Origin of the sequence: Synechococcus sp. HIMB2401, from assembly GCF_042883245.1 — a bacterium.
In the GTDB taxonomy this organism is placed as follows: Bacteria; Cyanobacteriota; Cyanobacteriia; order PCC-6307; family Cyanobiaceae; genus Parasynechococcus.
This window is the reverse complement of record NZ_JBDJKK010000004.1, coordinates 144,133-156,912: the sequence shown is the minus strand read 5'-3', so window position 1 is coordinate 156,912 and position 12,780 is coordinate 144,133. Positions and strand designations below refer to the sequence as shown.

Here is a 12,780-nt window from a genome sequence, read left to right as displayed (position 1 = left end):
GGAGCGGAGTTCAGTTGCCGACGTTGACTTGCTGCCCCCCGGTGCAGAGCTCCACCTTGATGATGCGGCCACCCTGCTTTTGGATGCGCTGCTGTTCAGCGAACCAGCTGTCGTAGGGCACCCACTTGGTGAAGAAGGTGTTCTGCAATTCGCGCTGCGTCCGAACCTTTTCAGGGCTGGGAATGCAGGCGGTGACTTTGAACAACCGCATGGGGCTCAGTTGCCGAGGCCGGAGCAGATGTAGTCGAAGTAGACACCCATTTCCTTGCCGGCATCAGGGCCGACCAGGCCTGCGGTGACTTCCTTCATGGCCTGGATGGCCTGAACAGTGGCGCCGATGGGCACACCCAGGGAGTTGTAGGTCTCCTTGAGGCCGTTCAGAACACGCTCATCGAGGATTGAGGTGTCGCCAGCCAGCATGGCGTAGGTGGAATAACGCAGGTAGTAATCCAGGTCGCGGATGCAGGCTGCGTAGCGGCGGGTGGTGTACATGTTGCCGCCGGGACGGGTGATGTCCGAGTACAGCAGGGCCTTGGCTACGGCATCGCGGATGATGGCCGAAGCATTGGCGCTGATGGTGGCGGCAGCGCGCACGCGCAGTTCACCACTGGCGAAATACGACTCGAGGCTGCTCATCGAAGCCGTGTCCAGGTAGAGGCCCTGGACGTCCGACTTGTTGATGACGTTGGTGATGGCGTCTTGCATGGATCCGTGAGGAGACGAGAGGGAAATTCAGCGAGCGGTTCAGGCGAGGGCGCCAACCACGTAATCGAAGTAGGTGCCGGCTTCCTCTGCGTCGGCTCCGGTGAGAAGGCCCATGGCGACGATCTTCATCTCGCGCACGGCTTCTGCCATGGCTTCCAGGGGAGTGCCCAAGGAGCGGTAGAGCTCTTTCGCGCCAATCACACCGATCTCTTCGATCGGTGTGACGTCACCGGCGACGATGCCGTAGGTGACGAGGCGGAGGTAGTAGTCCATGTCACGCAGACATGTTGCGGTCATCTCTTCGCCGTAGGCGTTGCCGCCGGGGGAGATGACGTCGGGACGCTTCTGGAACAGCTGACCACCAGCCTGCTTGACGATGCGCTCGCGGCTCTCGCACAGGACCTGGGCCACGCGCAGACGGCGTTGACCGCCGGTGACGAAGGCTTTGATCTGGTCGAGTTCGCCAGGGCTGAGGTAGCGGGCTTCGGCGTCCGCGTTGATGATCGAGTTGGAGACGATGCTCATGCAGTTCTGCCTCGAAACAAGCGGCCGCCCGTAGGAGACCGGTATCCGGTGAATAAGGGGTGATCCCGAGGGATCGCGTCTCAGACTAAAGGCTGAGACAGGGGGTCGAAGCGTCGGGAGTGAGACTTGTTCACAACGGTCAACACTGATCGTTGTGGCCCCGCTCCGTTGGGATCGGCTGAGGCATTCTGCGCTGGCGACGGCCTGGGATTTTTGCCCGGGTAACAGTTCTTCACGGCATCGGTCGTGCCGGGAAAGCCGTTGCCATGACTGCGATTTGCGTCATGGTTCGAGAGGCTCCCAAGACGCACAAAATGATCCCGATGAAGCGGCACTTCACTGGGATCCAATGAGAACAACCGCTGGCAATTGGGGCGGTTGTTTGTCAGGAAAATGGCCGTTTGGCTCAGATCGCGTCGCCCGTGGGGGGATTCAGGCCGGCATTGCCGCGGTAGAGCGAGGCCGTGCGCTGGATGGTGGCCTGGCTGACCCCTGAGGCTGTCGACATGCCGTCGATGCGGGGCACGGTTGTGCTGATCCGTTCCGCCAACAGTTCGGTGACAGCTGCACCCTGACCTGCTTGAGCGCGGGTGATCAAGAAGCGACTGGTCTCTGCTGGGGTGGTGGCCCGTCCCAGAAGAGCTAGGCCTGCGGCGGATGCGGCCCGAAGCGGAGCCATGGAGGCGATGCGGTTCTGGAACGCTTCGCTCATGGCCACTTCAGCGATGAAATCAGGCAGGTCGATGTCCTGATTGCGCAGTCGGGACTCGGCGGAGACCAGGCGCTCGCTTTCCGTTGGGACACGGTTCAGCAGTTGCCGATACGTCGCATCGAGCACGGTGCGAAGTTCAGACTCGCTGCAGGGCTGTTTCAGCTCCAGCATGGCCGGGAGCCCTTCCCGCAGCTGGAATCCAGAGGCATCGGCGTTGGCCAGTGCCTGCCCCATGGTCGAGAGGGCCTGGGTCTTGCCGGACGCCACGGAGCGGCTCTTGACGGTCCATGAGGGGCCATCAAGCTTGCTGGGCTCGGATCCGCTGGCCCGACGCATCGGGAAGCCGATTTGCTTCGAGGCCAGGCTTTGCTGGCGCACCACCGACAGCCAACGGGAGTCGGCACCGCTGGCGCCACTGGTGGGCGTCCAGGCTCCTTGCGATGCCGACTTGGTGTCGACCAGGTTGCGGGGTGTGATGGTGCCACTGCTGCGGAAGCCTTCCGATGGCCGTGCTTCCGGGCGGTTGCTCTGGGTGAGATCGGCCACGGCGGCGAGATTGAGCGGGCGGGCCCAGCCGGGGGCACGACGGGCGTTCACATCGCCTGGTGTGATGAATCGCTCAAAGGGGACCGTGTCGGATCCGAATGCTTCGCTGTATTCACGGCTGTCGATCAGGGCGTCCACCACCCCGTAGAAGCCGTGGCGGGCAGCGGTGTCAAAAATCGCATCAATTTCCCAGCGTCCGAAGGTGGGACGTCCCAACAGACGGCGGTGCATCACTTCGATCGCCTTCACGATGTAAAGGCCACTCCAGTAGCGGCGACGGAAGGCATCAGAGCGGGCGACTGCGCGCACGAAATCCTTCAGGGAGATGTCACCGTTCTCGAGCCGAGCTTCGGCTGAACCCATGCGCTCTCCTGCATAGCCACCGTTGCCCAGCACCTGTACGTACACCGCTTTGATCACGGCTTGGGTGCTGGCTTCAGTGGTACGAACGCTGGGGTTTCCGCCGCGACGGGGATTGACGGTTCCCCCGGTTGCGATCTGCTGAAGCCGTACCACCCGTGGTCCCACCTTGCGGGGGCGGCTGCCGCGGAAGCTGGCGCTGTCCAGCTGTCCGGGGCTGTTGAGACCGTTGCTCACCAGCAGGCGGCGGCTGTCGTAGCCGTATGGCGCCGGCCGTGTGGCCACCGAAGCGGTTCCGCTGGGGAAGATGGCGCCGTACTGGTTGGCCACCGGATCATTGCCGCCGCCGTAGACGTGCTGATCAGCAAAGGGTTGGCGGTAGGAGGCGTAGAGGGTGACGTATTGCGGTGCGCCATCGAAGGGGGCGCTGAATTTGAACAGCTTGCGATTGGAGCCCCAACCTGCGCTCTCCTGAGCTTCAGTGCCGAGATCCCGCAGGTAGGGAACGGTTTCCTCACCAAAGGCCTGGGCGTATTCCGAGGAATTCACCAGCACATCCACCAGACCGTTGAGGCCCTGGTCGCTGAGGATCGCGAACGACTTGCGGAATTCCTCGAGGGAGCTGATGCCCCGGCCGAGGAAGTGGCGGTAAGCCAGTTCCACCACGCGGCTGTTGACGAAACCGTCGTGGAACTGCTGGCGATATTCCTTGCTGCGGCCGAGGGCGCGAACGAATTCACGCATGGAGATCTGTCCCTGGGCGACGGCACTGGCTTTGTCCGCACAGGGGGTCTGGGAGTAGCCCTTGGCGATGTCGCGCTCAAACACCTGGCGATAGGCGGCGCGGATGATTTCAGCTTTCTCGGCTCCGGACAGACCGGGACGCATTTCAAACAGCTGGCGTCCCTCTGAGGCCAGTGCATAGATCGCCGGCAGCTGCAGGCCCTGCTGCACTGCACTCCCCTGGCGCTGCTTCGTGCTGGGGGTGGGGATGGCCAGCTCCTGCAACAGCACGTTGAAGCAGTCGATTGTCATCTGACGGGCTTCAGGACGATCCCGCAGCAGTTCCGCTGAAGCAGCCCGCATCTCCTGAAGAGCCACGTTGGTGGCCGCCAGAGAGCAGTTCTCCAGAAGGATGTCCCGCAGGCCGCGGGTGTTCACCGCAAGAATGCTGGGGTCACCTGCCACCAGGGCATAGCCCACATAGCGCACGAACCAACCCATGTCGCGCACCGACTTGCGCATGAAGGCCGGGCCGTACTTGGCCACGCTGATGGCGTTGAAACCGGTGGGGAGCACAACCCGCACGTCGGCATCGCCACCAGCTCCTTCCAGCAGGCGGGTGAGGAAGTTGCCCCGCTTGGTGCTGTTGCTGTCGCCGGTGAAGGTGCGCACCGACTGCTCAAACGCGGCTTGGTCAGCAGCCAGCGGAGTGCCTTCCTGACCTGTTGAACGTGCGGTTTCGCCCGTTGTTAGAGGCGCTTCAAGGAAGGAGAGGGGAGTTCCTCCCACAAAAATTCTGTTGGCGGCGCGGGCCACGATGGCCTCGGCGTTGGCCGCAATGATCCGGGACGCTTCGATCCGGTCCTGACCGGATCGGAAGAAGGTCACAAGACTGTCCAGTTCCCCGTTGTCAGGGAAACGGTCCTGCTGCTCTGCCTGACGGACGCTGGAGAGCGGCAGCGTGTCGAACAGTTGGGGAGACACGCGCGGGCTGCCGCTGCTGGCGGTCACTGTCATCGACGAAAGCAAGCCGGATCGCGCCACGTTACGGCTGCTGGGATGGCCCTCCGTGGCCCCATGAACAAATGTTTGCAGGCCTTGCGGTGCTGCAGGGGATCCACGGGTCTGACGTGAAAAGCTCGCAGGCGCGAAATCAGCGCTGCATGACCCACCCCAAGCCCAGTGATGCTGCGACTCCCGTGGTGAGTGCGTTTTATGACCGCTTCCCCTTCCCGGGGGATCCACTGCAGGACGGCCCGCCACCTGGATACAACTGGCGTTGGTGTTATCGCAGCGTTCTGGCCGCTGTGCACGGCTCGATCCCTGCAGGGATGGAGGCGCCGCGGATCCTCGATGCCGGTTGCGGAACCGGGGTGAGCACCGATTACCTCTGCCATCTCAATCCGGGTGCTGACGTGCTCGGGGTGGACATCAGTGATGGGGCTCTGGCGGTGGCGCGGGAACGCTGCCAGCGCTCCGGGGCGCCTGAGCAAGTGACCTCCCTGCGTCAGGAGCGGCGCAGTCTTCTTGATCTGGCCGACGAAGGGGCCTTCGACTACATCAACTCGGTGGGGGTGTTGCATCACCTGGATCAGCCGGAAGCGGGGCTGCGCTCCCTGGCGGATCGCCTGGCTCCGTCGGGTCTGCTGCATCTCTTTCTTTATGCCGATGCCGGTCGCTGGGAGATCCACCGCACCCAGAAAGCGCTGAGTCTTCTGAATGCCGGCACAGGCTCGGAGGGCCTGCATCTGGGGCGGGAGCTGTTCGAGACCCTGCCTGAGGGCAACCGCCTTGCCCGTCATCACCGGGAACGCTGGGCCGTGGACTGCGCACCTGACGCAAATTTCGCGGACATGTACCTGCACCCGCAGGAAACCAGTTACAACCTCGAGCGTCTCTTCGCGTTCCTCGAAACGGCAGGTCTGCATTTCGCCGGCTTCTCCAATCCGGAGGTTTGGGATCCATCCCGCCTTCTGCAGGGAGAACTGCTGGAGCGAGCCCAGGCCTTGCCACCGCGTCAGCAGTGGGAGCTTGTGGAGCAGCTGGATCCCGACATCAGCCACTTCGAGTTCTTTCTCTCTGCGGCACCAGTGGAGCGAGCCCGCTGGAGTGATGAGGCCCTTGGCCTGGCCAGGGGTTTGGTTCAGCCCTGCCTCTGGGGAGAACCCGATCCGATTCTTGGTCGCAACATGGAGCCCATTCAGCTCACGGATGCCGACCGCTCCCTGCTGCGGACTGTCGCTGAGCAGCCGGAACAGAGGCTGGGGGCCCTTGCGTCTCCGGATCAGATCCGCGATCTTGTGGATCGCCAGCTGCTTCTGTTGCAGGAATAACAGCAGCGAACGCGTGATAGATTCCGCGCGCCATTTCAGGCAGCGCTTGGAAGATTTTTACCGTCTTCAACGTCGCCTGCTGTTGGCCACCGTTCTGGTGTCACTCGTCACGGTTCCGATCGTGGCTCTCACCATGAATCTCTCGGTGGCCGGCAGTGTTCTTGTGGGCTCCTGCGCCGGACTTCTGTACGTGCGCTTGTTGGCTCGCAGTGTGGCCCGGCTCAGTGACCAGTCCCGTGGACTGGGGCGTTTTCAGCTCATCGTTCCAACACTGCTTGTGGTTGGTTCGGCCAAGCTGCCTCAGCTCGATCTGCTGCCGGCCTTCCTGGGATTCCTTCTCTACAAGCCCGCCCTGATTCTTCAGCACGTCTTCGACGACCGCTGAGTCTGAGCACTTTTCTCTGCACCCATGGCTTTGTTGCCCTTACCACTCCCGTTCGCTGAACTGGAAGTGGGTCACCACCTGTACTGGCAGATCGGCGATCTGTATCTGCACGGTCAGGTGTTCCTGAGCTCCTGGATCCTGATCGGCATCCTCCTGGCTGTGGTGCTTGTCGGCACCCGCGGGATGAAGCGTGATCCGATCGGTCTGCAGAACCTGCTCGAATTCCTCTGGAATTTCATTCGCGACATCGCCCGCGACAACATCGGCGAGAAGTACTACCGCGACTGGCTGCCATTCATCGGCACCCTGTTCCTGTTCATCTTCGTGAGCAACTGGGGCGGAGCCCTGATCCCCTGGAAGATCTTCGAACTCCCTGAGGGTGAGCTCGGCGCTCCCACCGCAGACATAAACACCACCGTGGCGATGGCTCTGCTGGTGTCACTGGCGTACTTCTATGCCGGCCTGAGCCGTAAAGGTCTGCGCTTCTTCGAGCTGTACGTGGAGCCGACCCCGATCATGCTCCCGTTCAAGATCATTGAGGAATTCACCAAGCCTCTTTCCCTCTCCTTCCGTCTGTTCGGAAACATCCTTGCCGACGAATTGGCTGTGGGCGTGCTGGTGTACCTGGTTCCGCTGATCGTGCCTCTGCCTGTGATGCTTCTGGGTCTGTTCACCAGTGCCATTCAGGCTCTGATCTTCGCGACCCTGGCGTCCTTTTACATCGGCGAAGGCCTCCACGAGGCCCACTAAAAGCCGACCTCCTCTATCGCCTGAGAACGGCGATCTGCTAAACACATCCGCGCGCAGGTCCGGCATTGCACCCGGGCCCGTTCCTTCGGGAATGTCCCTGCGCGGGGGGAACCGATCCCCAAGTCCATTCCGTACAGCGCTTCCCAGCGCTTCCCCTTACACCACCCAACATGGATTCCATCACCTCCGCCGCTTCCGTTGTGGCTGCTGGCCTGGCAGTCGGCCTCGCCGCCATCGGCCCTGGTATCGGTCAGGGCACCGCGTCTGGCGGCGCTGTTGAGGGCATCGCCCGTCAGCCCGAAGCCGAAGGCAAGATCCGCGGCACCCTGCTGCTGTCCCTGGCATTCATGGAATCGCTGACCATCTACGGCCTGGTGGTGGCTCTGGTGCTTCTGTTCGCCAACCCCTTCGCCGGCTGATCAGTGCAGGGGGATCGCAGATCCCCCTCCTGAGCTTCTTGTTTCGATTCCTTCCCAGCGCACCTTTCCATGACCTGGCTTCTGCTCGCTGAAGCAGGTGTTCCGGAGGGAGGTCTTTTTGACCTCGATGCCACCCTTCCGCTGATGGCGGTTCAGGTGGTTCTCCTCACCTTCCTGCTCAATGTCCTCTTCTTCCGTCCGGTCGGCAAGGTCGTGGAAGATCGCGAGGGCTACATCTCCACCAGTCGTGCTGATGCCAAGCAGAAGCTCGCCCAGGTTGAACGCCTGGAGGCTGATCTGGCTGAACAGCTGAAAGGTGCCCGTCAGGCCGCTCAGGCCGTGATCATCGAGGCGGAACAAGAAGTTGACCGGCTTTACCGCGAAGCACTGGCCCAGGCGGAAGCTGAAGCCAACCGCACTAAAGAGGAAAGCCGTCGTGCCATCGAGGCCGAGCGTGAGTCTGCCCGAACCCAACTCAGGGGCCAGGTGGATCAGCTGAGCACCACGATCATCAACCGTTTGCTGGCCGCGTGATGTCTCTCAATTTCAATCCGCTCGAAACCAATCTGGTCAACCTGGTCATTGTGATCAGTCTCCTGGTTTGGTTCCTGCGCGGTTTCCTGGGAGGAATCCTGGAACGCCGCCGCGCCGCCATCCTTCAGGACCTGCAGGACGCAGAGTCCCGCCTGAAGACCGCCACCGAAAACCTGAGCCAGGCTCAGTCCGAGTTGGCTGCTGCCCAGCAGAAAGCCGAGAAGATTCGTGCTGATGGTCAGGCCCGCGCCGCAGGCATTCGTGCTGAAGGCGAGAAGCGCACCATCTCTGCGATGGCTGCCGTCAAGGCCGGTGCCGATGCTGATGCAGAGGCCGATGCTGCCCGGATCAAGGACAGTCTCCGTCGTGAAGCTGCTCTGGCGGCAATCGACAATGTTATTGCCCAGCTTCCGGGTCGTCTCGACGCCAGTGCTCAGGCCAAGTTGATCGATTCCACCATCAAAAATCTGGAGATCGCCTGATGCCTCTCCTCAACTCTCTGGCCACCCCCTACGCCGAAGCATTGCTTCAGGTCACCGAAGCCCGAGGTGAGTCTGAAACCGTTGCCGATCAATGCAAGCAACTGCTTGAGATCTGGAACGATTCCGAAGACTTCCGCGACGCCATGGTGTCTCCGGTTCTTGAGCCGGATGCCAAAAAGCAGGCTCTTAAGGCCATCGTGGGTGAGCAGGTCACGCCTTCCGTTCTCAACCTTCTCAAGGTCTTGGCGGATCGGCAGCGACTCCTTGCCTTTGATGCGGTGATGCTTCGTTACCTCGAGCTTTATCGCGAGCAGCAGGGCATCACCCTGGCTCAGGTCCGCTCAGCCCAGGCTCTCAGCGAAGAGCAGCAAGCGGCCCTCTCCAAGAAGGTGCAGGCCATGGCCGGCACCAACAAGGTCGACATCGACCTCAGTGTGGATCCGTCCCTAATCGGCGGTTTCGTCGTGAGTCTCGGATCTCAGGTGATCGACGCCAGCCTGTCTGGCCAGGTTCGTCGCCTCGGTCTGGCACTCGCCAAGGCGAGCTGACCTCACTTCTTCCTCCACCGCTTCTTCCCCCCCCCACTCCCAGCTGGGATCACACGCCATGGTTTCCATCCGTCCCGACGAGATCAGCGCCATCCTCAAGCAGCAAATTGAGGACTACGACAAGTCGGTTTCCGTCAGCAATGTCGGTACCGTTCTCACCGTGGGCGACGGCATCGCCCGCGTTTACGGCCTGCAGCAAGCCATGGCCGGTGAGCTCCTCGAATTCGAGGACGGCACCGAAGGCATCGCCCTGAACCTCGAAGACGACAACGTCGGCGCGGTGCTCATGGGTGAGGGATATGGCATCCAGGAAGGCAGCACGGTGAAGGCCACCGGCAAGATTGCTGCTGTGCCCGTGGGTGAGGCCATGCTGGGCCGGGTGGTGAACTCCCTGGGCCGTGCCATCGACGGCAAGGGTGAAATCGCCACCAGCGAGACGCGCCTGATCGAATCCATGGCGCCCGGCATCATTCAGCGCAAGTCGGTGCATGAGCCGATGCAGACCGGCATCACCGCCATCGACGCGATGATCCCCGTCGGCCGTGGCCAGCGCGAGCTGATCATTGGTGACCGCCAGACCGGCAAGACCGCCATCGCGATCGACACGATCCTGAACCAGGCGGATCAGGACATGATCTGCGTCTACGTCGCCGTGGGTCAGAAGGCTGCTTCCGTGGCCAACGTCGTTGAAGTGCTGCGTGAGCGCGGCGCCCTTGACTACACCGTGATCGTGGCGGCCAACGCGTCCGAGCCCGCTGCGCTGCAGTACCTGGCTCCTTATACGGGCGCCTCCATTGCCGAGTACTTCATGTACAAGGGCAAGGCCACCCTTGTGATCTACGACGATCTCTCCAAGCAGGCTGCTGCCTATCGCCAGATGTCGCTCCTGCTGCGTCGTCCGCCCGGTCGTGAGGCCTACCCCGGCGACGTCTTCTACTGCCACAGCCGTCTGCTCGAGCGTGCAGCCAAGTTGTCTGACGCCATGGGCAAGGGTTCCATGACTGCCCTGCCGATCATTGAGACCCAGGCCGGTGACGTTTCGGCCTACATCCCCACCAACGTGATTTCGATCACGGATGGTCAGATCTTCCTCAGCTCCGACCTGTTCAACTCCGGTCTGCGTCCTGCGATCAACGTGGGTATCTCCGTGAGCCGGGTGGGCGGTGCTGCCCAGACCAAGGCCATCAAGAAGATTGCCGGCACCCTCAAGCTGGAGCTGGCCCAGTTCGACGAGCTGGCCGCCTTCTCCCAGTTCGCCTCTGACCTGGATGCCTCCACCCAGCAGCAGCTGGAGCGCGGCAAGCGTCTGCGTGAACTGCTCAAGCAGCCTCAGTTCAGCCCCCTGATCCTTGCTGAGCAGGTCGCCATCGTTTACGCCGGCGTGAAGGGCCTGATCGACGACGTCCCCGTCGACAAGGTTGTTGATTTCTCCCGCGAACTGCGTGAGTACCTCAAGTCCAACAAGGCTGAGTTCATCACCGAAATCCAGGAGAAGAAAGTGATGAGCCCTGAGGCTGAGGCGATCCTCAAGGACGCCATCACCGAAGTCGTGTCCACCATGGTCGCCTCCGCGGCCTGAAGGAGCTGCCGACATGGCGAATCTCAAGGAAATCCGAGACCGAATTAAGTCGGTCAAAAACACCCGCAAGATCACCGAGGCCATGCGCCTGGTGGCTGCGGCCAAGGTGCGCCGCGCCCAGGAGCAAGTGCTCCGCAGCCGTCCCTTCGCGGATCGGCTGGCCCGGATCCTGGAAAACCTCCAGTCCCGCATGGGTTTCGAAGATGCGGCATCTCCCCTGATGCAGCAGCGCAATGTGGAGACCATCACCCTGGTGGCGGTCACTGGCGATCGCGGCCTGTGTGGTGGCTACAACGCCAACATCATCAAGCGCACGGAACAGCGTTTTGCTGAGCTGAAGGGAAAGGGCTTCGACGTGAAGCTGCTGCTGATCGGCACCAAAGCCATCGGCTACTTCACCCGTCGGGACTACCCGATCCAGGCCACCTTCTCCGGTCTGGAACAGGTGCCCACTGCCGATGAGGCCAACACGATCTCCACGGATCTGCTGGCTGAGTTCCTGGCCGAAAGCACCGACCGCGTTGAGCTGATCTTCACCAAGTTCATCAACCTGGTGAGCTGCAAGCCCGTGGTTCAGACCCTCCTGCCCTTGGATCCTCAGGACATCGCTGATCCCGATGATGAGATCTTCCGTCTCACCACCAAGGACGGCCTTCTGACGGTGGAGCCTGGTGCAGGCCCTGCCAACACCGAGCCGAAGATTCCTTCGGACATCGTGTTTGAGCAGACCCCTGAACAGTTGCTGAATGCACTGCTTCCGCTGTATCTGCAGAACCAGATGCTGCGTTCCTTGCAGGAATCGGCAGCCTCCGAGCTGGCTAGCCGGATGACGGCCATGAACAACGCCAGCGACAACGCCAAGGAATTGGCCAAGAGCCTCACCCTTGACTACAACAAGGCCCGTCAGGCTGCGATTACCCAGGAGATCCTGGAAGTTGCAGGCGGTGCGGCCGCTGTTGGCTAACCATTTCGGCTGATCTTTTCGGTCGATCGATTCATAGACAGCTGGTCCTTCGGGGCCGGCTTTTTTGTGCTGTGTTTACGGTGAAGCGGAGCGGTTTGAGGGCGTGGGCGTGCTTCAGCTTCATCAGCTCTTCCCCACCGTCGTGGCAACGACGCAACTTCCTCTCGACCCTCTGCAGCAGGCGTCCTGCATGCAGGCTCTGCTGGACCTTCGCGGCGAGGCCGAGGGCAACCCTAATGAAGGCTGCGCCTGGACGGGGGACCTGCATGGGGTGTGGCAGCTGCATCAACAGCAGCCCTTTCAGGCCTTGGCTCAGTTGGTGGTTCAGCAGGCCTGGAGTTATCTCGATTCGCTTGGGTTTGCGCGAAGCCAAGTGGCCCTGCATCTGCAGCGTTGCTGGCCGGTGATCAGTGATTGGGATCAAGCGGTTGGCCGCCACCATCACCCCAATGCCCATCTCAGTGCTGTTCTGTACCTCACGGGTAACGGCTCGGGAGAGGAAGGCATGTTGCGGCTGCATGCGTCCGATCAACCCAATGAGTTGGTGGCGGGTTTGGCGGTGGGTTACGGCGGCCCGATTGCTGAAGGCCACTCGTTCAATCAGGCCCACTGGGATCTGGCCCCACGCCCCGGTTTACTGGTGCTGTTTCCGTCGAGCCTGCACCACAGCGTTCTGCCCAACGACGCCCCAGACGAGCTGCGCTGTTCCATCAGTTTTGATTTCGTGCTGACAGCACCCGTGCAGGGTGGTTCGCCGGAATATCTGGCGCCCCACCCCCGCCATTGGGACTCGCTGGACGAGCCCATTGCCTGAGAGAATGCGGCGTCTTCCTTGTTGAGCCCGGCATGTCCGACGTGGCCACCTACACCGTCCGCGCCGAGTTCGAAGGCGAAACCCACAGCTTTCCCTGCCGCGCTGACCAGACGGTGCTGAATGCTGCTGAGGCTGCTGGCATCACCCTCCCCAGCTCCTGCTGCTCCGGGGTATGCACCACTTGTGCTGCGGTAATCAGCGAGGGCAGTGTTGAGCAGCCCGATGCCATGGGCGTGAAAGGTGAGCTTCAGCAGCAGGGCTACAGCCTGCTCTGTGTGGCTTTCCCGCGGGCCGATCTCACCCTCAAGGCGGGGCAAGAGGATGCGCTCTACGAAGCCCAGTTCGGTCAATACCAGAAGTGAGGCTCATCAGCCTGCAACGGCAGTTTCCTTGGCCTGCTG

The 12,780-nt window shown here is 61.8% G+C and carries 15 protein-coding genes; 11 read left to right on the top strand and 4 right to left on the bottom strand.

What is annotated here, in order from left to right:
• Nucleotides 1-10: 10 nt before the first annotated feature.
• The 4 genes from AAXE93_RS10275 to AAXE93_RS10260 form a co-directional block, all read right to left on the bottom strand.
• Nucleotides 11-211, bottom strand: a complete 201-nt coding sequence (locus tag AAXE93_RS10275; protein WP_006851140.1) for a phycobilisome linker polypeptide — start codon at nt 209-211, stop codon at nt 11-13.
• A gap of 5 nt (nt 212-216) precedes the next feature.
• Nucleotides 217-705 (bottom strand): allophycocyanin subunit beta, encoded by a 489-nt coding sequence (apcB, locus tag AAXE93_RS10270; protein WP_114989511.1) that lies wholly within the window; start codon nt 703-705, stop codon nt 217-219.
• A gap of 39 nt (nt 706-744) precedes the next feature.
• Nucleotides 745-1,230, bottom strand: coding sequence for an allophycocyanin (locus AAXE93_RS10265; protein WP_114989510.1), 486 nt, complete (start codon nt 1,228-1,230; stop codon nt 745-747).
• A 406-nt stretch (nt 1,231-1,636) separates the two neighbouring features.
• On the bottom strand, nt 1,637-4,588 hold the full coding sequence (locus AAXE93_RS10260) for a phycobilisome rod-core linker polypeptide (RefSeq protein WP_390130515.1): 2,952 nt from the start codon (nt 4,586-4,588) through the stop codon (nt 1,637-1,639).
• Nucleotides 4,589-4,734: 146 nt separating this feature from the next.
• Between AAXE93_RS10260 and AAXE93_RS10255 the strand changes: the two genes are divergently transcribed.
• From AAXE93_RS10255 to AAXE93_RS10205, 11 genes are all read left to right on the top strand, one after another.
• Entirely contained in the window at nt 4,735-5,904 is a 1,170-nt protein-coding gene (locus AAXE93_RS10255; RefSeq protein WP_390130514.1) for a class I SAM-dependent methyltransferase, read from the top strand.
• A gap of 46 nt (nt 5,905-5,950) precedes the next feature.
• Nucleotides 5,951-6,289, top strand: a complete 339-nt coding sequence (locus tag AAXE93_RS10250) for a hypothetical protein (protein WP_114989508.1) — start codon at nt 5,951-5,953, stop codon at nt 6,287-6,289.
• 24 nt (nt 6,290-6,313) lie between these two features.
• Complete coding sequence (gene atpB, locus AAXE93_RS10245; protein ID WP_006852023.1) at nt 6,314-7,039, top strand: F0F1 ATP synthase subunit A; 726 nt, start codon at nt 6,314-6,316, stop codon at nt 7,037-7,039.
• A gap of 170 nt (nt 7,040-7,209) precedes the next feature.
• Entirely contained in the window at nt 7,210-7,458 is a 249-nt protein-coding gene (atpE, locus tag AAXE93_RS10240) for an ATP synthase F0 subunit C (RefSeq protein WP_006851467.1), read from the top strand.
• A 69-nt stretch (nt 7,459-7,527) separates the two neighbouring features.
• Nucleotides 7,528-7,992, top strand: a complete 465-nt coding sequence (locus tag AAXE93_RS10235) for a F0F1 ATP synthase subunit B' (RefSeq protein WP_390130510.1) — start codon at nt 7,528-7,530, stop codon at nt 7,990-7,992.
• The gene (locus AAXE93_RS10230; protein ID WP_390130508.1) at nt 7,992-8,474 is read left to right on the top strand and encodes a F0F1 ATP synthase subunit B; all 483 of its coding nucleotides are present in this window, start codon (nt 7,992-7,994) and stop codon (nt 8,472-8,474) included. Before AAXE93_RS10235 ends, AAXE93_RS10230 begins: the two co-directional genes overlap by 1 nt.
• Nucleotides 8,474-9,022, top strand: coding sequence for an ATP synthase F1 subunit delta (atpH, locus tag AAXE93_RS10225; protein ID WP_115131801.1), 549 nt, complete (start codon nt 8,474-8,476; stop codon nt 9,020-9,022). Before AAXE93_RS10230 ends, atpH begins: the two co-directional genes overlap by 1 nt.
• A gap of 58 nt (nt 9,023-9,080) precedes the next feature.
• The gene (gene atpA, locus AAXE93_RS10220) at nt 9,081-10,601 is read left to right on the top strand and encodes a F0F1 ATP synthase subunit alpha (RefSeq protein ID WP_114989504.1); all 1,521 of its coding nucleotides are present in this window, start codon (nt 9,081-9,083) and stop codon (nt 10,599-10,601) included.
• Nucleotides 10,602-10,614: 13 nt separating this feature from the next.
• Nucleotides 10,615-11,565 carry a F0F1 ATP synthase subunit gamma gene (locus AAXE93_RS10215; protein WP_390130505.1) on the top strand — a complete coding sequence of 317 codons (951 nt, stop codon included), beginning with the start codon at nt 10,615-10,617 and terminating at the stop codon, nt 11,563-11,565.
• A 103-nt stretch (nt 11,566-11,668) separates the two neighbouring features.
• Entirely contained in the window at nt 11,669-12,379 is a 711-nt protein-coding gene (locus AAXE93_RS10210; RefSeq protein WP_390130503.1) for a TIGR02466 family protein, read from the top strand.
• A 32-nt stretch (nt 12,380-12,411) separates the two neighbouring features.
• Nucleotides 12,412-12,741, top strand: a complete 330-nt coding sequence (locus tag AAXE93_RS10205) for a 2Fe-2S iron-sulfur cluster-binding protein (protein WP_114989502.1) — start codon at nt 12,412-12,414, stop codon at nt 12,739-12,741.
• The last annotated feature ends 39 nt before the right edge of the window (nt 12,742-12,780 follow it).

Bases quoted from the DNA above. Each gene is read 5' to 3' on its own strand.
- AAXE93_RS10275 (WP_006851140.1), bottom strand. From the start codon at position 211: ATGCGGTTGTTCAAAGTCACCGCCTGCATTCCCAGCCCTGAAAAGGTT.
- apcB (WP_114989511.1), bottom strand. From the start codon at position 705: ATGCAAGACGCCATCACCAACGTCATCAACAAGTCGGACGTCCAGGGC.
- AAXE93_RS10265 (WP_114989510.1), bottom strand. From the start codon at position 1,230: ATGAGCATCGTCTCCAACTCGATCATCAACGCGGACGCCGAAGCCCGC.
- AAXE93_RS10260 (WP_390130515.1), bottom strand. From the start codon at position 4,588: ATGACAGTGACCGCCAGCAGCGGCAGCCCGCGCGTGTCTCCCCAACTG.
- AAXE93_RS10255 (WP_390130514.1), top strand. From the start codon at position 4,735: ATGACCCACCCCAAGCCCAGTGATGCTGCGACTCCCGTGGTGAGTGCG.
- atpB (WP_006852023.1), top strand. From the start codon at position 6,314: ATGGCTTTGTTGCCCTTACCACTCCCGTTCGCTGAACTGGAAGTGGGT.
- atpE (WP_006851467.1), top strand. From the start codon at position 7,210: ATGGATTCCATCACCTCCGCCGCTTCCGTTGTGGCTGCTGGCCTGGCA.
- AAXE93_RS10235 (WP_390130510.1), top strand. From the start codon at position 7,528: ATGACCTGGCTTCTGCTCGCTGAAGCAGGTGTTCCGGAGGGAGGTCTT.
- AAXE93_RS10230 (WP_390130508.1), top strand. From the start codon at position 7,992: ATGTCTCTCAATTTCAATCCGCTCGAAACCAATCTGGTCAACCTGGTC.
- atpH (WP_115131801.1), top strand. From the start codon at position 8,474: ATGCCTCTCCTCAACTCTCTGGCCACCCCCTACGCCGAAGCATTGCTT.
- atpA (WP_114989504.1), top strand. From the start codon at position 9,081: ATGGTTTCCATCCGTCCCGACGAGATCAGCGCCATCCTCAAGCAGCAA.
- AAXE93_RS10215 (WP_390130505.1), top strand. From the start codon at position 10,615: ATGGCGAATCTCAAGGAAATCCGAGACCGAATTAAGTCGGTCAAAAAC.
- AAXE93_RS10205 (WP_114989502.1), top strand. From the start codon at position 12,412: ATGTCCGACGTGGCCACCTACACCGTCCGCGCCGAGTTCGAAGGCGAA.